The sequence below is a fragment of the Gammaproteobacteria bacterium genome, assembly GCA_017999615.1.
GTDB lineage: Bacteria > Pseudomonadota > Gammaproteobacteria > JAABTG01 > JAABTG01 > JAGNLM01.
The window spans coordinates 91,300-109,188 of sequence record JAGNLM010000002.1; the positions used below are offsets into that span (position 1 = coordinate 91,300).

14 protein-coding genes and 1 pseudogene are annotated in these 17,889 nt (G+C 72.2%); 6 read left to right on the forward strand and 9 right to left on the reverse strand.

Going from position 1 to position 17,889, the window contains the following annotated elements; translation table 11 throughout:
- Positions 1-111: 111 nt before the first annotated feature.
- Entirely contained in the window at positions 112-1,572 is a 1,461-nt protein-coding gene (locus KA217_03620) for a protein kinase (protein MBP7711540.1), read from the forward strand.
- Positions 1,573-1,587: 15 nt separating this feature from the next.
- Here KA217_03620 and KA217_03625 read toward each other — a convergent pair whose 3' ends face one another.
- Positions 1,588-2,091: a DUF4124 domain-containing protein gene (locus KA217_03625; GenBank protein ID MBP7711541.1), complete on the reverse strand. Its 504-nt coding sequence runs from the start codon at positions 2,089-2,091 to the stop codon at positions 1,588-1,590.
- A gap of 53 nt (positions 2,092-2,144) precedes the next feature.
- A complete protein-coding gene (locus KA217_03630; GenBank protein MBP7711542.1) occupies positions 2,145-2,678 on the reverse strand; it encodes a hypothetical protein in 534 nt (177 codons plus the stop codon).
- Positions 2,679-2,939: 261 nt separating this feature from the next.
- On the opposite strand from KA217_03630, the gene KA217_03635 reads away from it, so the two are divergent.
- The 4 genes from KA217_03635 to KA217_03650 all read left to right on the forward strand — a co-directional run bounded on the left by KA217_03635 (position 2,940) and on the right by KA217_03650 (position 8,127).
- Positions 2,940-4,364, forward strand: a complete 1,425-nt coding sequence (locus tag KA217_03635; protein ID MBP7711543.1) for a M20/M25/M40 family metallo-hydrolase — start codon at positions 2,940-2,942, stop codon at positions 4,362-4,364.
- 8 nt (positions 4,365-4,372) lie between these two features.
- Positions 4,373-5,320 carry a DMT family transporter gene (locus KA217_03640; GenBank protein MBP7711544.1) on the forward strand — a complete coding sequence of 316 codons (948 nt, stop codon included), beginning with the start codon at positions 4,373-4,375 and terminating at the stop codon, positions 5,318-5,320.
- A 573-nt stretch (positions 5,321-5,893) separates the two neighbouring features.
- Positions 5,894-6,811, forward strand: coding sequence for a PAS domain S-box protein (locus KA217_03645; GenBank protein ID MBP7711545.1), 918 nt, complete (start codon positions 5,894-5,896; stop codon positions 6,809-6,811).
- Between the two features lie 98 nt (positions 6,812-6,909).
- Positions 6,910-8,127 (forward strand): argininosuccinate synthase, encoded by a 1,218-nt coding sequence (locus tag KA217_03650; protein ID MBP7711546.1) that lies wholly within the window; start codon positions 6,910-6,912, stop codon positions 8,125-8,127.
- A 42-nt stretch (positions 8,128-8,169) separates the two neighbouring features.
- On the opposite strand, the pseudogene KA217_03655 reads toward KA217_03650, so the two are convergent.
- From KA217_03655 to KA217_03680, 6 genes and pseudogenes are all read right to left on the reverse strand, one after another.
- Positions 8,170-8,970, reverse strand: a pseudogene (locus KA217_03655) (glutaminyl-peptide cyclotransferase).
- Positions 8,971-8,982: 12 nt separating this feature from the next.
- Positions 8,983-9,180: a hypothetical protein gene (locus KA217_03660; protein MBP7711547.1), complete on the reverse strand. Its 198-nt coding sequence runs from the start codon at positions 9,178-9,180 to the stop codon at positions 8,983-8,985.
- 149 nt (positions 9,181-9,329) lie between these two features.
- The gene (gene lysS, locus KA217_03665; protein ID MBP7711548.1) at positions 9,330-10,823 is read right to left on the reverse strand and encodes a lysine--tRNA ligase; all 1,494 of its coding nucleotides are present in this window, start codon (positions 10,821-10,823) and stop codon (positions 9,330-9,332) included.
- 16 nt (positions 10,824-10,839) lie between these two features.
- A protein-coding gene (prfB, locus tag KA217_03670; GenBank protein MBP7711549.1) for a peptide chain release factor 2 occupies positions 10,840-11,938 on the reverse strand; the annotation gives its coding sequence in 2 pieces (ribosomal slippage) (positions 10,840-11,862 and positions 11,864-11,938; 1,098 coding nt in all).
- Positions 11,939-12,004: 66 nt separating this feature from the next.
- Entirely contained in the window at positions 12,005-13,738 is a 1,734-nt protein-coding gene (gene recJ / locus KA217_03675) for a single-stranded-DNA-specific exonuclease RecJ (protein MBP7711550.1), read from the reverse strand.
- 58 nt (positions 13,739-13,796) lie between these two features.
- Positions 13,797-15,110 carry a homoserine dehydrogenase gene (locus KA217_03680; protein ID MBP7711551.1) on the reverse strand — a complete coding sequence of 438 codons (1,314 nt, stop codon included), beginning with the start codon at positions 15,108-15,110 and terminating at the stop codon, positions 13,797-13,799.
- A gap of 300 nt (positions 15,111-15,410) precedes the next feature.
- Here KA217_03680 and KA217_03685 point away from each other — a divergent pair, with 300 nt between their 5' ends.
- Positions 15,411-16,232, forward strand: a complete 822-nt coding sequence (locus KA217_03685) for a carbon-nitrogen hydrolase family protein (protein ID MBP7711552.1) — start codon at positions 15,411-15,413, stop codon at positions 16,230-16,232.
- A gap of 127 nt (positions 16,233-16,359) precedes the next feature.
- Here KA217_03685 and leuC read toward each other — a convergent pair whose 3' ends face one another.
- Positions 16,360-17,769, reverse strand: coding sequence for a 3-isopropylmalate dehydratase large subunit (gene leuC / locus KA217_03690; protein ID MBP7711553.1), 1,410 nt, complete (start codon positions 17,767-17,769; stop codon positions 16,360-16,362).
- Positions 17,770-17,889: the final 120 nt, after the last annotated feature.

Sequence of the window (17,889 nt, forward strand, 5' to 3'; positions counted from 1 at the left end):
AAAAGGTCCGCTAAGCACCGGAGAAGTCGTGCACTCCGGCCGCCTCGCCCCGGCCCCGTATAATCGAGGCGGCGGGGTCTGGCCGACTTCCCGGAGAGCCGAAGCGAAAGCATGGAGATACCCGGCTACAAGATCCAGCGCGAGATTGGCAAGGGCGGGATGGCGACCGTCTATCTCGCCATCCAGGAGTCCCTCGGCCGGCCGGTGGTGCTCAAGGTCATGGGCACCAACCTCGAGACGACCCCCGAGTTCAGCAAGCGCTTCCTGAACGAGGGCCACGTCCTCGCCTCGCTCTCGCACCCCAACATCATCACCATCTTCGACATCGGGATCGCGGAGGACTTCCTCTACATCTCGATGGAATACCTCGGCGGCGGGTCGCTCGCCCTGCGCATCGCCCAGGGAATGACCCCGGAGGGCGCCCTCGACATCGTGCGCCAGATCGGCACCGCGCTCGCCTTTGCCCACGCCCGGGGCGTCGTGCACCGGGACGTGAAGCCGGCCAACATCCTCTACCGCGACGACGGGACACCCGTCCTCACCGACTTCGGGATCGCGAAACAGGCGGGGGACTCCGAGCTCACCTCCACCGGCACCATCCTGGGCAGCCCCTACTACATGAGCCCCGAGCAGGCCGAGGGTCGAGTGGAGCTCGACGGGCGGTCCGACCTCTACAGCCTGGGCATCATCTTCTACGAGATGCTGACCGGACGGCGCCCCTACGAGGGTGATTCGGCCATCACCATCGTCCTGCAGCACCTGCAGGCGCCGGTGCCGCGCCTCCCCCGGGGGCTCGAGCGCTACCAACCGCTGCTCGAGCGGATGCTCGCCAAGCGGCGCGACCAGCGCCCGCGCGACGCCGCCACCCTGGTGAGCCAGGTGAAGGCCCTGCAGGTCAGCTTCGAGGGCACCCGGCTCCTGCAGCGCCCGGGCGTCGGGCCGGTCTCCCCCGAGGCCGGCCAGGCGTACCGGGGGGGGCACGTCACCCAGAGCATGGCAGCCGCCCAGGGCAACCGCCTGCGGGTGTGGAGCATCCTGGGCGCCCTCGCACTGCTCCTGACCGGGGCCCTGGCCGGGTATTTCGCCCACCAGATCAACCAGTACACCACCGTCTCGATCACCCCCTCCCACGGGCCGCCGCGAGCCGGGACACGCGCCCCGGAGCCGGGCGCCGGGGCGGCCCCCGGGGCCAGGGGCGAGGGCGGCGAGGCGGACGCCATGCAGCGCCAGGTCGTCACGGCGCTGAAGTGGCTCGGACGCAAGAGCCTCGAGGAATCGAAGCTCACCACGCCACCCGAGGACAACGCCCACTACTACTTCTCCCGGCTGCTCGAGCTCGAGCCGGGCAATCCCCAGGCGGTCGAGGGGATCGCCGACATCGGCCGGCGCTACGCCCAGATGGCCGAGGCCCAGATCCGGCGAGGCAACTACGCCGCGGCGGAGACCTACCTCAGCGAGGGCCTGCGCGTGGACCCGAGCAACAAACAGCTGCAGGTGCTGCGCTCCGGAGTGCAGATCCGCGAGCGCTCGTTCCTGGACGGACTGCTGGGGCTGTTCCGCGGGGAAGGCTGAGGACTGGAACTGGCTCTATCGGATGGTCGTTGGCACGGCGGGCGCCGGCGGTGGGGGGGCCCCGGCCCCGGGGGGAGCGCCCCGCTGCATCTGGTCGAAGTACTGATTGACGACGCTCTTGAAGTACTCGGCGACCGACGCCTTGAATTGATTCTCGATGCCCACGTCCGCCGGCACGTCGGCCGAGGTCTCGCCGCTCGAGGCACCCGAGTCCGGGGTCTGGCTCGCCGCCGCCTCGAGGGCGCTCTGCTCCTCCCGGCGGACCTGCTCCTGCAGCAGGGCCTTCTCCCGCAGCGCAGCCGCCTCCTCCTCGCTCGTCTGGCGGCCGGTGTCGTCCACGACCTTGCCGCCCTCGAAGACGAGAACCCGGGGACCCCGCCCGCCGGAGCGGTACCACGCAGGGGGCGAGCCGGAGAGGTAGACGTTGCCGCTGTCGGGGTCGACCCACTGGTAGATGCGGGCCGCGGCTGGCGTTGCGGCCAGGACCAGGGCGACGACGATGAGGGGTAGACCGCGCATGGGTCGTTTCACTTTGTCGGCCGAGCGGCCGGTGATTTTAGCCTGGCCGCCCGCTACGGCCCCAGGAGCACCAGCAGCACCGCCAGGCCGATCAGGCCCGCCCCGGCCCAGACCACCCGCAGGTCGGGCTCCAGGACGTTGCGCCGGACATGGAGGTACGCGCTGGTCACCTGCATCTCGGGCGGCGCCGCTTCCCGCAGGGTCAGCCGGTAGTCGCCCGGCTCGGTGACCTGCAGCGTCGCGAAGTCCCAGGTGAACTCCTGGAAAGAGGACTCCACGCTGTTGGCCACCAACTCGAACGAGTGCTCCGCCACGTTCGCCCCGTCCCGCGTGGCGACGGCCTGGTAGCGGTTGCGGGGGACGCTCGGCCCGTCCTTCGAGGGACCGTACTGCACCGAAAGCCTCAGCACCACCCGCACCGGGCTCGCCTCGGGGGTGAGCGCCACCGAGACCGGCTCGAAGCCACCCGGGCCGGCGCGCAGCGCGTAGCTGCCCACCGCCACCCCCGAGAAGAACTTCGCGTAGACGAAGTAGGCGGGACCCAGGAGCAGTCCGATCACCAGAAGGGCAAGTCCGAACGGGCGCATGTCCGATCCCCTACCGGCCCCAGCGGGGCACGCGTTCCAGCATACGACGGAACCGGCCTGGATTCACACTGGGGGATCCCCGCAGACCCCTCGCGTCGTACCTACCTTCCCCGCTCCACACACCCTGCAAGTGTAGCCGGCGCGCGGACCCGGGGCCGGACCCCGCGCGGGCCCGCGGCGCCCCGCGTGCCCTGGGTCATACCCCGCGGACGCCCGCGGCCGTTAGCATGTGGGCATCGCGCCCTCGAGCGAGCCGACCGCATGCGCCACGAACAGACCCTGGAGTACGTCGAACGCGCCTGGGAGGACGACATCCTGCCGGTCCTCTCCGAGTACATCCGGGTGCCCGCCCTCTCCCCCCACTTCGACCCCGACTGGGCCGCCCGCGGCTACGTGGACGAGGCCGTGGCGCTCGCCGAGGCCTGGTGCCGGCGCCAGCCGTTGCGCGAGGCGACGGTGGAGGTGGTCCGCCTGCCGGGGCGCACACCCGTCCTCCTGATGGAGATCCCCGGGGACCGGGAGGACACCGTCCTCCTCTACGGGCACCTGGACAAGCAGCCGGAGATGACCGGTTGGCGCCCGGGGCTCGGGCCCTGGACACCGGTGCGCGAGGGAGACCGGCTCTACGGGCGGGGCGGGGCGGACGACGGCTACGCCGTCTTCGCCTCGGTCACCGCGGTCGCCGCCCTGCAGTCCCTGGGGCTGCCCCACGCCCGCTGCCTCGTCCTCATCGAGTGCTGCGAGGAGAGCGGCAGCTTCGACCTGCCCCACTACGTCGAGGCCCTCGCGGAGCGCATCGGCACCCCGAGCCTCGTCGTCTGCCTGGACTCGGGCTGCGGCAACTACGACCAGCTCTGGTGCACCACGTCCCTGCGCGGCCTGGTCAGCGGGAACCTGCGGGTCGACGTGCTGACGGAGGGGGTCCACTCGGGGGACGCGGGCGGCGTCGTGCCCTCTTCGTTCCGGGTCGCGCGCCAGTTGCTCGACCGGCTCGAGGACGCGGCCACGGGGTCCATCCGCCCTGCGCCGTTCCACGTCGAGATCCCGCCGGTCCGGCGCGCCCAGGCCACCCGGGCGGCCACCGCCATGGGCTCCGGCGTGCACGGGAAGTTTCCCTTCGCCGGCGAAACGCGCCCGGTCTCCGGCGACCTTGCAGAACTGGTGCTGAACCGCACCTGGCGCCCCGCGCTGGAGGTGACCGGCGCCGCCGGCCTCCCGCCCCTGGACCGGGCCGGCAACGTCCTGCGCCCGTGGACGGCCCTGCGGCTCTCCCTGCGCCTGCCCCCCACCTGCGACGCGGCGGCGGCCACCCGGGAGCTCGAGTCCCTGTTGCGGGCCGACCCGCCCTGCGGCGCCCGGGTGAGCTTCGATCCGGAGCCGGCGATGGGCGGCTGGGATGCCCCGCCCGAGGACCCCTGGCTCGCGGAATCGCTGGACCAGGCCTCCCGGGCCTTCTTCGGTGAGCCCGCCGCCCACATGGGCGAGGGGGGATCGATCCCCTTCATCGGCATGCTGGCCTCGCGCTTCCCGACGGCCCGATTCCTCATCACGGGGGTCCTCGGACCCCAGGCGAACGCCCACGGCCCCAACGAGTTCCTGCACCTGCCCACCGCGCGCCGGCTGACGGCCGCCGTCGCCCGGGTCCTCTTCGACCACTGCCGGCGAGCGGCCTCGCCCTCGGCATGACCGCCACCGTGCCCCCCGCCCCCGGTCCCGAGCCGTCGGGGCCGCAGGACCCCACGCGCGCCACCCCGCCCGGGGCCCTGCGCTACGACCCGGCCCGCGGGGCGCTCTACGCGGTGGTGGCCGAGCTCTTCTTCACCAGCATGGCCGCGAGCGTGAAGCTCGCCTCGGCGGACCTCTCGAACGAGACGATCGTTTTTTTCCGCAACCTCTTCGGCCTGCTCTTCCTCCTCCCCTGGGTGCTGCGCCCGGGCACCCCCGGACTCGCGACCCGCCACCTGCGCTGGCACGTCGTGCGGGCCCTGGCGGGGCTCGGGTCCATGTACTGCTTCTTCTACGCCCTCGCCCACGTCCCCATGGCCGAGGCCGTCCTGATGAAGCTCACGGCCCCGCTCTTCATCCCGCTGGTGACGTTCCTCTGGCTCGGGGAGCGGGTCCCGCGCAACGTGGCCCTGGCGGTGCTGATCGGGTTCACCGGTGTCGCCTTCATCCTGCGGCCGGGCTTCGGCGAACTCTCTCCCGTCCTGCTGGTGGCGCTCGGGGCGGGGGCGCTCGCCGCCGCGGGCAAGACCGGCGTGCGCCAGCTCACGCGAACGGAGCCCATCACCCGCGTGGTGTTCTACTTCGCCCTGGTGTCGACCCTCCTGTCGGCCCTGCCCCTCGCCTGGGGCTGGACCCCGCCGGACCCCCAGGGGTGGGCCCTGCTCGTCCTGCTCGGGCTCCTGGCCACCTTCGGCCAGACCTTCATGACCGCGGCCTACGGGCTCGCGCCGGCGGCCCAGATCGGTCCCTTCACCTACAGCTCGGTCCTGTTCGCCTCGGCCTACGGTTGGCTCCTCTGGGGCAACACCCCGACGCTCTTCTCGGGCATCGGCGCCGCCCTCGTCTTCGCCGCCGGGGTTGCGGCCACCCGGGCGCGCTCGCGCGAGCCGGCCGAGCCGCTCGCCGGGACCCCGTAGGCAAACCGGACGCCGCTCGGCTACCATGCTGACCCCCTGCCGCCCCGCCGAGGCCCGTCGCGCCCCCCAGCCCAGGGCCGGGACCGCCCTGTCGAGGACCGTGAAATGACCAGAACCGTCCGAGCCTCGGGGCTGTTCGTACTCCTCATCCTGGCCCTGGCCCTCGTGCTCCTCGTCTGGAACGGGCAGTCGCGGGTTCGGGACTACCGCGACCACCAGACGGACATGGCCACGCGCGGCGCCCGGGCCGCCGCGAGCGAGGTCGCGCTCCAGGTCGAGGAGCTGCGTCGGCGCGTGCACCTGTTCGCCGAGCAGGAGGCCGAGCTCATCGGGCAGCTGGCCGCCCACCCGGAGGACCGGGTGCGCCACGAGCAGCTCGCGGCCCGGCTCGACCGGCACTTCTCGGACCGCCTCTCCTTCGCCGTGGTCTCGGCGGCCGGGAAGACCCTGGTCGACGACGTGGACAACCTGATCGGCGACCTCTGCGTCGTGGACATCGCCCAGTTCGCCGCGGGGGATCACCCCAACCGCGTCTACATCCACCCCCAGCCCGGGGCCTACCACTTCGACCTGATGGCGCGGCTCGACCACCCCGGCCGAGAGAGTCAGGTCTTCTTCGTCAGCTTCCACCCCACGGTGGTCGCCCGCCTGCTGGGGAGCCACGCCCCGGACCGCCACCTGCTGCTCCTGCTGCGGGAGTCCCTCTCGGGGGTCATCGAGGTGACTGCGGAGGGGGCGCGCGACCAGATCAAGCGCGAGCCGCAGCTGACCCCCGAGGAGATCGGGCGGGTCGCCGCGGTCGTGCCAGTGCCCGGGACCGACTGGCTGCTCGCGGATCTGCCCGACGCGGGCCTCGAGCGCCGGGCGCGGCAGGCGATCTGGCGGGAGACGGGGCTTTTCGTGGTGGCACTCACACTCGTCGCGCTCTTCATGCTGCGGTTCCTGAAGCTCTCCGAGCGCCAGCGCTTCGCCGCCGAGGACCAGCTGCGCCGCGCCCAGCACGAGCTCGAGTTGAGGGTACGGGACCGCACCCAGCGCCTCACCCACGCGAACAGCGAGCTCCAGCGCCAGATCCGGGAGCGCCGGGTGGCCGAGCGCAATCTGCGCGAGCAGGAGGGGACCCTGCGGGCCATCCTGGACTCCGCCGTCGACGCGATCGTCGTGATCGACGACCACGCCCTCATCCGCATCTTCAACGGCGCCGCGGAGCGGATGTTCGGGTACTCGAGCGAGGAGGCGGTGGGGCAGAACGTCAACCTGCTGATGCCCTCGCCCTGGCGCGAGGAGCACGACGCCCACGTGCGCCGCTACCTGGAGACCGGCGAGCGCCGGGTCATCGGCGTCGGTCGCGAGGCGCAGGGGCTGCGCAAGGACGGCACGACGTTCCCCGCGCACATCGCGGTGAGTGAGGTCGACCTCGGCAACCGCCGGCTGTTCGCGGGGATCCTGCGCGACCTGGGCACGAGCGGCGGCCCCGGTGCTGGGAATTGACCGCAGAGGCGCTGCTGACGCGGGGGCGTGACGTGAGCCGTTCCCTGCGCCTGCGCGTCCCTGCGGCGTGACAAGACTTCGAACGCGAGGAGGAAGTGGTGGTGAGCGAGATCCGGAAAGTGGTGCTGGCCTACTCGGGCGGGCTCGACACGTCGATCATCTTGAAGTGGCTGCGGGACAACTACGGCTGCGAGGTGGTCACCTTCACCGCCGACGTCGGTCAGGGCGAGGAGCTGGAGCCCGCCCGCAAGAAGGCCGAGGCGATGGGGGTGAAGGAGATCTTCGTCGAGGACCTGCGCGAGGAGTTCGTGCGCGACTTCGTGTTCCCGATGTTCCGGGCCAACGCGGTCTATGAGGGCGAGTACCTGCTCGGGACCTCCATCGCCCGCCCGCTCATCGCGAAGCGCCTGGTCGAGATCGCGGCCGAGACCGGCGCGGACGCCGTGTCCCACGGCGCCACCGGCAAGGGCAACGACCAGGTGCGCTTCGAGCTCGGGGCCTACGCCTTGCGCCCGGACATCCGCGTCATCGCGCCCTGGCGGGAGTGGGACCTCGATTCGCGGGAGAAGCTCCTTGCCTACGCGGAGGCGCACGGGATTCCGGTGGAGATGAAGCGCGGCAAGAAGTCGCCCTACTCCATGGACGCGAACCTCCTGCACATCTCCTACGAGGGGGGCCCGCTGGAAGACCCCTGGACCGAGCCCGAGGAGGACATGTGGCGCTGGACCGTCTCGCCCGAGCGGGCGCCGGACCGGCCGACCTACGTGGAGATCGCCTTCGAGCACGGCGACCCGGTGGCGCTCGACGGCGAGCGGCTGTCGCCCGCGAACCTGCTGGCCACGCTGAACCGCGTGGCGGGGGCGAACGGCGTCGGCCGCCTGGACCTGGTGGAGAACCGCTACGTCGGGATGAAGTCCAGGGGCTGCTACGAGACCCCGGGCGGCACCGTGCTCCTGAAGGCACACCGGGCCATCGAGTCGCTCACGCTCGACCGCGAGGCCGCGCACCTGAAGGACGAGCTGATGCCCCGCTACGCCAGCCTGGTCTACAACGGCTACTGGTGGAGCCCGGAGCGCCAGCTGCTCCAGGGGCTGGTGGACGCCTCCCAGCGCCACGTCAACGGCGAGGTCCGGGTCAAGCTGTACAAGGGCGGTGTGAGCGTCGCGGGCCGGCGCTCGCGCACCGACAGCCTGTTCGACGAGCGGATCGCCACCTTCGAGTCCGACGCCGGGGCCTACGACCAGAAGGACGCCACGGGCTTCATCAAGCTGAACGCCCTGCGCATGCGCATCGCGGCGGCCAGGCGCGGGGACTAGCCCCGGGGCCGCGCGCCGGGCGAGGGGCCCGCACCCGGGGCCCCGGGCACGCAGGACGTAGAGCCGGGACCACAGCTTCCCCGTCACCGTCAGCTCCCCGGAGGCGGCGTCGAAGGCGACCCCGTTCGACACCGCCTCTTCCGGCAGCCGCCCCTCCCGCGCCCGCAGGGGCCCAAGGTCGATCCAGCCGAGAACGTTGCCGTCGTCCGGGTCGACCCGCAACAGCACGTCGGACCGCCAGACGTTCGCGAGGACCTCACCGCGGGCGTACTCGAGCTCGTTCAGCGCCGCGACCGGCCGCCCGCGCGCCCGGACCGTGATCCGGCCGGTCTCCTCGAGCGGGCCCGGGTCGAGGAAGCGCAGCTCCGGGCTGCCGTCGCTCATCAGCAACCGCCGGCCGTCGTGGGTGAGACCCCAGCCCTCGCCCGGGTAGCGGAAGCTTCCCAGGGGCTCTAGGGTCTTGCGGTCGTAGAGGAGGCCGGTGCCCTCGCGCCAGGTGAGCTGGTAGACCCGGTCCCCCAGCACGGTGACCCCTTCACCGAAGTACCCCCGGGCGAGCGGCCGCTCCCGCAGGGCCCGCCCGCTGGAGGGGTCGAGCAGGGAGAGGGTGGAGCGCCCGTAACGGCCCGTCCCCTCGTAGAGCAGTCCGTCCGCCAGGGCCAAGCCCTGGGTGAACGCGTCGGCGCGGTGAGGGAGGGTCCGCACGACCTCGTAGCCACAGCGCGGCAGCTCGGCCGTCACCGTCTCGAGGCCGTCGTCTCCGGCGGCGAGCGCCCCGGCGCACCCCTGGGACAGAGCCAGGGCCAGGGCCAGAGCGAGGAAGGGCCGTGCGAGCCCCTGCACGGCGGAAGCGATTCAGAGCGCCGGGGCGTTACCCCGGGGGTGTCTTGCGTTGCCCGCGCCCAGGTCGGGCGCCCGGAGGGAGTTGCCGATCGTGGCCGCCACCGTCCCCAGACCCACGGCGACCCAGAAGGACCAGTGGAAGTTCCAGAGCAGGATTGCAGCGAGCCCGTACATCAGCAGGGCGGTCGCCCACATCAGCTTCTCGGCCATTTCGGCACCCTCGTCCACTCCAGGCTTAAGCATAAGCTAATATTCTAATTCTCGCCATGTCCAGTCCGTCGGGACCCGGCCAGGGGCCGGAGACCGGGTCCGAGGGGACGGGTCCGAGGAGACGGGCTTGAGGAGACGGGGGACGCGTGTCAGGCCCTGCTGCGCAGGTGGGGGAACAGGAGCACGTCGCGAATGGAAGGTGAGTCGGTGAGCAGCATGACCAGGCGGTCGATGCCCACGCCCTCCCCCGCCGTCGGCGGCAGGCCGTACTCGAGCGCGGTGACGTAGTCCTCGTCGTAGTACATCGCCTCGAGGTCACCCGCGTCCCGCTCCGCGACCTGCCGGCGGAAGCGCTCGGCCTGGTCCTCGGCGTCGTTGAGCTCGGAGAACCCGTTCGCGATCTCCCGCCCCGCGATGAAGAGCTCGAAGCGGTCCGTGACGAAGGGGTCGGTGTCGTTGCGGCGAGCGAGCGGCGAGACCTCGGTCGGGTACGCCGTCACGAAGGTCGGGTCCTGCAGGCGATGCTCGACCGTCTTCTCGAAGATCTCCACCTGGACCTTCCCGAGCCCCCAGGTCGGCTTCACGGGGATCTCGAGGCGGCCAGCCGCGGCGCAGGCCTGCTCCAGGCTCTCCAGCTCCTGCGGCCTCACCCCGGGGTTGTGGTGGAGGATGGACTCCTTCACGGTCATGCGGGCGAAGGGCTTGCCGAAATCCAGGGTCTCCCCCTGGTAGACGACCTGCGGCGAGCCCGCCACCACCTGGGCGACGCCCCGGAACATCTCCTCGGTGAGGTCCATCAGGTCCCGGTAGTCCGCATAGGCCTGGTAGAACTCGAGCATCGTGAACTCGGGGTTGTGCTGCGTGGACACCCCCTCGTTGCGGAAGTTGCGGTTGATCTCGAACACCCGCTCCAGCCCGCCGACCACCAGGCGCTTCAGGTAGAGCTCGGGCGCGATGCGCAGGTACAGGTCCATGCCGAGCGCGTTGTGGTGGGTGACGAACGGCCGCGCCACCGCCCCGCCGGGGATGGCCTGCATCATGGGCGTCTCGACCTCGAGGAAACCCCGGTCCACCAGGAACCGGCGCACGAGCTCCACCGTACGGGCACGCGCCTCGAACGTCTTGCGCGTCGACTCGTTCATCATGAGGTCGAGATAGCGCTGGCGGTAGCGCGTCTCGGTGTCGGCGAGGCCGTGCCACTTCTCGGGCAGGGGACGCAGCGACTTGGTGAGCAGCCGCAGCTCGTCGACCTTCACCGAGAGCTCCCCGGTCCGGGTGCGGAACACGGTGCCGGCCGCGCCGAGGATGTCGCCCACGTCCCAGCGCTTGAAGTCCTCGTAGACCCCCTCGGGCAGCGCGTCCGCCCGGGCGTAGACCTGGACCCGCTCGCCGGACCCGTCCAGCAGGTGGGCGAAGCTCGCCTTGCCCATCACGCGGCGCGTCATCATCCGCCCGGCGATGCGCACCCGCACCGGGGCGCCCTCGAGCGCCTGCGCGTCCAGGTCCTGGAACCGGACCCGCAGCTCTGCGGCGAGCGTGTCCCGGCGGAAGTCGTTGGGGAAGGCGTTGCCGGCCTCGCGCAGGGCCGCGAGCCGGGCGCGCCGCAGGGCCAGCTGGTCATGGGTGTCCACGGTGTCCGTCATGCGGGTTTCCTTTCTCTCACAGGCCGGCCTTCAGGCTGGCCTCGATGAACGGGTCCAGGTCCCCGTCCAGGACGGGCTGGGGGTTGCCGGTCTCGTACCCGGTGCGCAGGTCCTTGATCCGGGACTGGTCGAGCACGTAGGAGCGGATCTGATGGCCCCAGCCGATGTCGGATTTCGAATCCTCGAGCGCCTGCTGGGCCACCTGGCGCTTCTGCATCTCCATCTCGTAGAGCTTGGCGCGCAACTGCCTCATGGCGTGGTCCCGGTTCTGGTGCTGGGACCGCTCGCTCTGGCACTGCACCACGATGCCGCTCGGGTTGTGGGTGATGCGCACCGCGGATTCCGTGCGGTTCACGTGCTGGCCACCGGCGCCGCTCGCCCGGTAGACGTCGACGCGCAGGTCGGCGGGGTTGATCTCGATGGCGACGTCGTCGTCGATCTCCGGGGAGACGAAGACCGCGGCGAACGAGGTGTGCCGCCGGTTGCCCGAGTCGAAGGGGCTCTTGCGCACCAGCCGGTGGATGCCGGTCTCCGTCCGCAGCCAACCGAAGGCGTAGGGGCCCTGCACGTGGACCGTCGCGCTCTTGATCCCGGCGACCTCGCCCGGCGACGCCTCCAGGATCGCGGCCTTGAAACCGCGCCGCTCCGCCCAGCGCAGGTACATGCGCAGGAGCATCTCGGCCCAGTCCTGGGCCTCGGTGCCGCCCGCGCCCGCCTGGACGTCGAGGAACGCGGGGTGGGAGGCCATCTCGCCGGAGAACATGCGCCGGAACTCAAGGTCGGCCACGGCGCGCTCGATGCGGTCCACGTCGGCCACGACGGCCTGCGCGGTGGCCTCGTCCTGGTCGTCCTCGGCCAGGGACAGCAGGTCACCGGCCTCCTCGAGGGCGCTCCCGAGGCGTGCGATCTCGCCGGTTACCTCTTGCAGCCGCGCCCGCTCGCGCCCGAGGTCCTGGGCCCGCTGCACGTTGTCCCAGACGTTGGGCTGCTCGAGCTCGCGTTGGACTTCCTCCAGCCGCTCGCGCTTGCCGTCGAAGTCAAAGATACCCCCTGAGGGCTTGGACACGGCCCTGGATGTCGCGAATGCGGGCAAAGACGGCGTTCAGCTCGAGCATGGCGCAGGTCCCGTTGGCGCGGCAGCCTTCACCGCGAGGGGGCAGAGGCCTGGAGGCGCGAAAGAATTATTGTAACGGCTGGGCCTCCTCCACGACGAGGCGCACGTTGCGCCTTCCCTGCCACTCGTCGACCTCCAGGCGGTAGGCGAGCCGCACGGCGCCCCCCGGGGCCGGCCAGGGCTGCTCGAGGGCGTTGAAGGCCACCGCCTCCACGGTCCGCCCGGAGGGCCCGGCCCGCAGGCCGAGGCGCAGGTGCCGCTCGGCGAACACCCGGCGGGAGACGAGCTGGAACTCGCCGTCGAAGAGCGGCTCCGGGAACCCTTGCCCCCAGGGCCCCCCCTCACGCAGCGACTCGGCGACCCCGATCGCCATCTCCTCGGGTGCGAGCGGCCCGTCGGTCCACAGCACGCCGGTGAGCCCCCCAGGGCCGGCGCGGTCCCGGACCTCCCGGTCGAAGGCCTCGGAGAACGCGGGCAGCGCGGAGGGGTCGATGGTGAGCCCCGCGGCCATCGCGTGTCCGCCGAAGCGCACCAGGAGTCCTGGGTGGCGGGTGCCGATGGCCTCCAGGGCGTCGCGCAGGTGGACCGCGGGCACCGACCGGCCCGACCCCCGCAGGTCGCCCCCGGCGACCGGCGCGAAGGCGATCACCGGACGGTGCAACCGCTCCTTGATGCGCGAAGCCAGGATCCCGACCACACCCGGGTGCCAGTCCGGGTCGAAGAGGCAGAGGCCCGAGGGCAGCGCGCCCTGCTCCCCGATCTCCAGGCGGCGCAGGGCGCCGAGGGCCTGGGCGTGCATCTCCGCCTCCACCGCCCGGCGCTCCCCGTTCAGGGCGTCCAACTGACGGGCGAGGCGCAGGGCCTCGGCATCGTCGTCGGCCAGCAGACAGGCCACGCCGAGCGACATGTCCGCGAGCCTGCCGGCCGCGTTCAGGCGCGGGCCGAGGGAGAATCCCAAATCCGTCGCGCCGATCCGGGCCGGGTCGCGGCCCGCGACGCGAGCGAGCGCGCGGATGCCGGGGCAACCCTGCCCGGCCCGGATCCGCGCCAGCCCCCGGGCCACCAGGACCCGGTTGTTGTAGTCGAGGGGAACCACGTCGGCGACGGTGCCGAGCGCCACGAGGTCCAGCAGGGCGGCGAGATTCGGCTCCTCGATCCCCCTGGCCGGGAACCAGCCCCGCCCCCGCAGCTCGGCGCGCAGCGCCGCCATCACGTAGAAGGCGACCCCCACGCCCGCCAGGCTCCGGCTCGGGAAGGCGTCGCCCGCACAGTTCGGGTTGACGATGGCGTCGGCCTCGGGCAGCTCCGGCCCGGGCAGATGGTGGTCGGTGACCAGGACCCGGATGCCGAGGGACCGGGCGGCGCGCACCCCCTCGAGGCTCGCGATCCCGTTGTCCACCGTCACGATCACGTCGGGCCGGCGGGCGGCGGCCGCCTCGACGACCTCGGGGGTCAGCCCGTAGCCGTAATCGAGCCGGGTCGGGACCAGGTAGTCGGCGTCGGCCGCCCCCATCGCCCGCAGCCCGCGCACCATCAGCGCCGCCCCGGTCGCCCCGTCCGCGTCGTAGTCGCCCACCACGAGCAGGCGATCCCCCGCCGCGAGCGCGTCGGCCAGGAGCCGCGCGGCCGTCCCGATGCCGCCGAGGCCCGCGAAGGGGTGCAGGCGCGCCAGGCTGTAATCCAGTTCGAGGGGACCCGAGACCTGACGGGCCGCGTAGACCCTGGCGAGAAGCGGGGAGAGCCCCGGGGGGAGTGGCGGCAGGGGGTCGGGCAGGACGCGGCGGACGATCCGTCTCGCCATCACGTCCGTCCCTGTCCCTGTCCCCGTCCGCGCGCAGGCGCCCTTCGCCCCGCGGCCCTCACGCGTCCAGCCGCTCGACCCTGATGCGGACGACCTTTCCGGCGACGCCGTCGAGCGCCTCGATGCGGGTGATGGCCTCGTTCATGCGGCCCTCCGTCACCCGGTGGGTCAGCATGATGAGGGGCACGTGCTCGACCCCAGGGACGGGCTCCTTCTGCATCAGCGCCTCGATGCTGATCCCCCGGTCACCGAGGATGCGGGCCACCTCGGCCAGCACTCCGGGCCGATCGGCCGCCGCGATGCGCAGGTAGTAGGCCGTTTCGACGGCCTCCATGGGCAGGATCGGCAGGTCGGTGAGGGCGTCGGCCTGGAAGGCGAGATGGGGCACGCGGTTCTCCGGGTCGGTGGTGAGCGCCCGGGTCACGTCCACCAGGTCGGCGATGACCGCCGAGGCGGTCGGCTCGGCGCCCGCGCCGGCTCCGTAGTAGAGCGTGGCGCCGACCGCATCGCCCTTCACGAGGACCGCGTTCATGACCCCGTCCACGTTCGCGATCAAGCGGCGCTCGGGGATGAGCGTCGGGTGCACCCGCAGCTCGATGCCCTTCGCGGTGCGCCGGGCCATGCCGAGCAGCTTGATGCGATAGCCGAGCTCCTCCGCGTAGGCCACGTCCTCCCGGGCGATGCGGCTGATGCCCTCCACGTACGCCTTGTCGAACTGCAGCGGGACGCCGAAGGCGATGGCCGCCAGGATGGTCAGCTTGTGGGCCGCGTCCACCCCTTCCACGTCGAACGTGGGGTCGGCCTCGGCGTACCCGAGCCGCTGCGCCTCCGCCAGCACGTCCGCGAACTCCCGGCCGCGGTCGCGCATCTCGGTGAGGATGAAGTTGCTGGTGCCGTTGATGATCCCGGCGACCCACTCGATCCGGTTGGCGGCGAGCCCCTCGCGGATGGCCTTGATGATCGGGATACCGCCCGCCACCGCCGCCTCGAACGCCACCATCACCCTCCGCTCCCGCGCCGCGGCGAAGATCTCGTTGCCGTGCAGGGCAATCAGGGCTTTGTTCGCGGTCACCACGTGCTTGCCGTGGGCGATGGCGTCGAGGATGAGCGTGCGAGCCGGCTCGTAGCCGCCGAAGAGCTCCACGACGATGTCGACCTCGGGGTCTCTCACCACCGCGGCCGGGTCGGCGCTCAACCTCGCCTCGCTCAGCCCGAGCTCCCGGGCCCGGTCCAGGTTCGCCGCGGCCGCGTGCCCGATCTCGATCCCGCGCCCCGCCCGGCGGGCGATCTCGTCGGCGTTGCGCCCCAGCACCACGACCGTGCCGCCGCCGACCGTGCCGAGGCCGAGCAGCCCCACGCACACGGGCTTCACGGCGCCACCCCCGGCATCCCGCGGCCCGGGGCGGCCGGCGCCTCCCGGCGGGCCTCCCGAGGCGACGTCCGTCCGGTCCCACGCAGCACCTGGCGCGTGGGGTACTCGTTCTCTCTCAGGGCGAAGCGCACGTAAGCGTCCCCATGCTCGACGAAGAAGGCCCGGGGGCAGTACGGCGAGCCCCGCCCCGGGGCAGCGGTGTGCTGGTCAATTCCCGCGGGCCCGGTGCCGGGCCCGCCCGCACCTTAACGAAGCCCCGTCGGAAGTGTCAAATCGCGGAACGGCTGGTATTCTGCGGCCATGACATGGGTCGCCGCCGTTCAGATGGCCTCGGGCCCCAACGTCTCCGCCAATCTGGGTGAAGCCGAACGGTTGATCGCCCAGGCGGTGGACGGTGGGGCGAAGCTCGTCGTCCTGCCCGAGAACTTCGCCCACATGAGCACGGGCGACGGAGACTGGCGCGCCGTGCGGGAGACCGACGGCAGGGGCCGTATCCAGGATTTCCTCGCCGCCCAGGCCGCGCGCCACGGGGTCTGGCTCGTGGGGGGGACCATCCCCCTCGAGTCCCCGAAGACGGACCGCTACCGCGCGGCGTGCCTCGTCTACGACGACTCCGGCGAGCGGGTTGCGCGCTACGACAAGCTGCACCTCTTCGACGTCACGGTGAAGGCCGCCGTGGAAGAGCGTTACGCCGAATCGAGCACCATCGACCCGGGCAGCCAGCCGGTCGTCATCGACAGCCCCTTCGGCAGGATCGGACTGGCGGTGTGCTACGACCTGCGGTTCCCGGAGCTGTTCCGCTGCATGCTGGACCAGGGCATGGAGGTGATCACCCTGCCCTCCGCCTTCACCGCGGTCACGGGCCGCGCCCACTGGGAGGTCCTGGTACGCGCCCGCGCGGTGGAGAACCTCTCCTACGTCATCGCGGCCGGCCAGGGCGGCTTCCACGTGGGGGGCCGCGAGACCTTCGGCAACAGCACGATCGTCGACCCCTGGGGCGCGATCCTCGGCCAGCTCTCCCGGGGCCCCGGCGTCATCGGCGCGGACATCGACCTGGAGCGGGTGGCGAACATCCGCAAGACCTTCCCCGCGACTGAGCACCGCCGGCTGCACTGCGGCTGACCCGCACGGCGGCTGACGCCGGGCGGGGCCGCCTGCGGGGCCGCGGCGGGGTGCGCCCGCCCCGCCCCCTGCCGGTCGCCGCTGCCCGGGGACGGGGCCCGGGGCCCCTTCCCGACAGGCACGGGTCCTACCGGCCGAGCTCCCGCACGTCGACGAAGCGCCCCACGACCGCCGCGGCGGCGGCCATGGCCGGGCTCACGAGATGGGTGCGCCCGCCCGCGCCCTGCCGGCCCTCGAAATTGCGGTTCGAGGTGGAGGCGCAGCGCTCGCCCGGCTCCAGCCGGTCGGCGTTCATCGCCAGGCACATGGAGCAGCCGGGCTCGCGCCACTCGAAGCCGGCCTCGGTGAACACCCGGTCGAGGCCCTCCGCCTCGGCCTGACGCTTCACCAGCCCCGACCCCGGCACGACCAGGGCCAGCTTGATGCCCGGGGAGACCCGGCGGCCCCGCACGACCTCCGCCGCGGCGCGCAGGTCCTCGATCCGACCGTTGGTGCAGGACCCGATGAAGACCTTGTCGAGGGCGATCTGCCGGATGGGGGTCCCGGCCGCGAGTCCCATGTAATCGAGCGCCTGCTGCAGGCCGGCCCGGCGGACCGGGTCCGACTCCTGCGCCGGGTCGGGCACGCGGCCGTCCACGGGCACCACCATCTCCGGCGAGGTGCCCCAGGTCACCTGGGGCCGGATCGCGGCGGCGGCGAGGCGGACCTCACGGTCGAACACCGCGTCGGGGTCGCTGTGGAGCTCTCGCCAGGCGGCGGCGGCCCGTTCCCAGAGCACACCCGACGGGGCGTAGGGGCGGCCCTGTACGTAGCGGATGGTGGTCTCGTCCACCGCCACCATCCCCGCCCGCGCACCCGCCTCGATCGCCATGTTGCAGAGCGTCATGCGGCCCTCGACCGAGAGCGAGCGCACCGCCTCGCCGGCGAACTCCACGGCGTAGCCGGTGCCCCCGGCGGTGCCGATCTCACCGATCACCGCGAGCGCCACGTCCTTCGCGGTGACGCCGGGGGGCAGCTGCCCCTCCACCAGGACCCGCATGTTCTTCGACTTCTTCTGCAGCAGGCACTGGGTGGCGAGCACGTGCTCCACCTCGGAGGTGCCGATCCCGAAGGCGAGGGCCCCGAGCGCCCCGTGGGTCGAGGTGTGGGAGTCCCCGCAGACCACGGTCATCCCCGGGTAGGTGAGCCCCTGCTCCGGGCCGATGATGTGGACGATCCCCTGGCGGGGGTCGTCCATCCGGAACTCGTACACCCCGAACTCGGCGCAGTTCTGGTCCAGGGTCTCCACCTGGAGCCGGGAGACGGGGTCAGCGATGCCCGCCGCACGGTCGGTCGTGGGGACGTTGTGGTCGGGCACCGCCACGTTGGCGCCGGCGCGCCAGGGCCTCCGCCCACCGAGCCGCAGGCCCTCGAAGGCCTGGGGCGAAGTCACCTCGTGGACCAGATGGCGGTCAATGTACAGCAGGGCCGTGCCGCCCTCGTCGACCCGCACCACATGGGCGTCCCACAGCTTGTCGTAGAGCGTCTTCCCGGCCATCGGCAGCCTCGTCGGAGTCGGAAGTGGCCAGTATAGCGGGGGGAGGAAAATGGGGACATTCTGGTTTTTCCATCACCCCCGTGCCCTCGCCTGGCCCGGGTACCCGGGTCATGGGGGAGC

What these genes read in the sequence shown, in the direction of transcription:
- lysS (MBP7711548.1), bottom strand. Translation starts at nt 10,823, where the DNA reads ATGACGGACACCGTGGACACCCATGACCAGCTGGCCCTGCGGCGCGCC.
- KA217_03630 (MBP7711542.1), bottom strand. Translation starts at nt 2,678, where the DNA reads ATGCGCCCGTTCGGACTTGCCCTTCTGGTGATCGGACTGCTCCTGGGT.
- KA217_03625 (MBP7711541.1), bottom strand. Translation starts at nt 2,091, where the DNA reads ATGCGCGGTCTACCCCTCATCGTCGTCGCCCTGGTCCTGGCCGCAACG.
- KA217_03635 (MBP7711543.1), top strand. Translation starts at nt 2,940, where the DNA reads ATGCGCCACGAACAGACCCTGGAGTACGTCGAACGCGCCTGGGAGGAC.
- KA217_03685 (MBP7711552.1), top strand. Translation starts at nt 15,411, where the DNA reads ATGACATGGGTCGCCGCCGTTCAGATGGCCTCGGGCCCCAACGTCTCC.
- KA217_03620 (MBP7711540.1), top strand. Translation starts at nt 112, where the DNA reads ATGGAGATACCCGGCTACAAGATCCAGCGCGAGATTGGCAAGGGCGGG.
- KA217_03645 (MBP7711545.1), top strand. Translation starts at nt 5,894, where the DNA reads ATGGCGCGGCTCGACCACCCCGGCCGAGAGAGTCAGGTCTTCTTCGTC.
- KA217_03660 (MBP7711547.1), bottom strand. Translation starts at nt 9,180, where the DNA reads ATGGCCGAGAAGCTGATGTGGGCGACCGCCCTGCTGATGTACGGGCTC.
- recJ (MBP7711550.1), bottom strand. Translation starts at nt 13,738, where the DNA reads ATGGCGAGACGGATCGTCCGCCGCGTCCTGCCCGACCCCCTGCCGCCA.
- leuC (MBP7711553.1), bottom strand. Translation starts at nt 17,769, where the DNA reads ATGGCCGGGAAGACGCTCTACGACAAGCTGTGGGACGCCCATGTGGTG.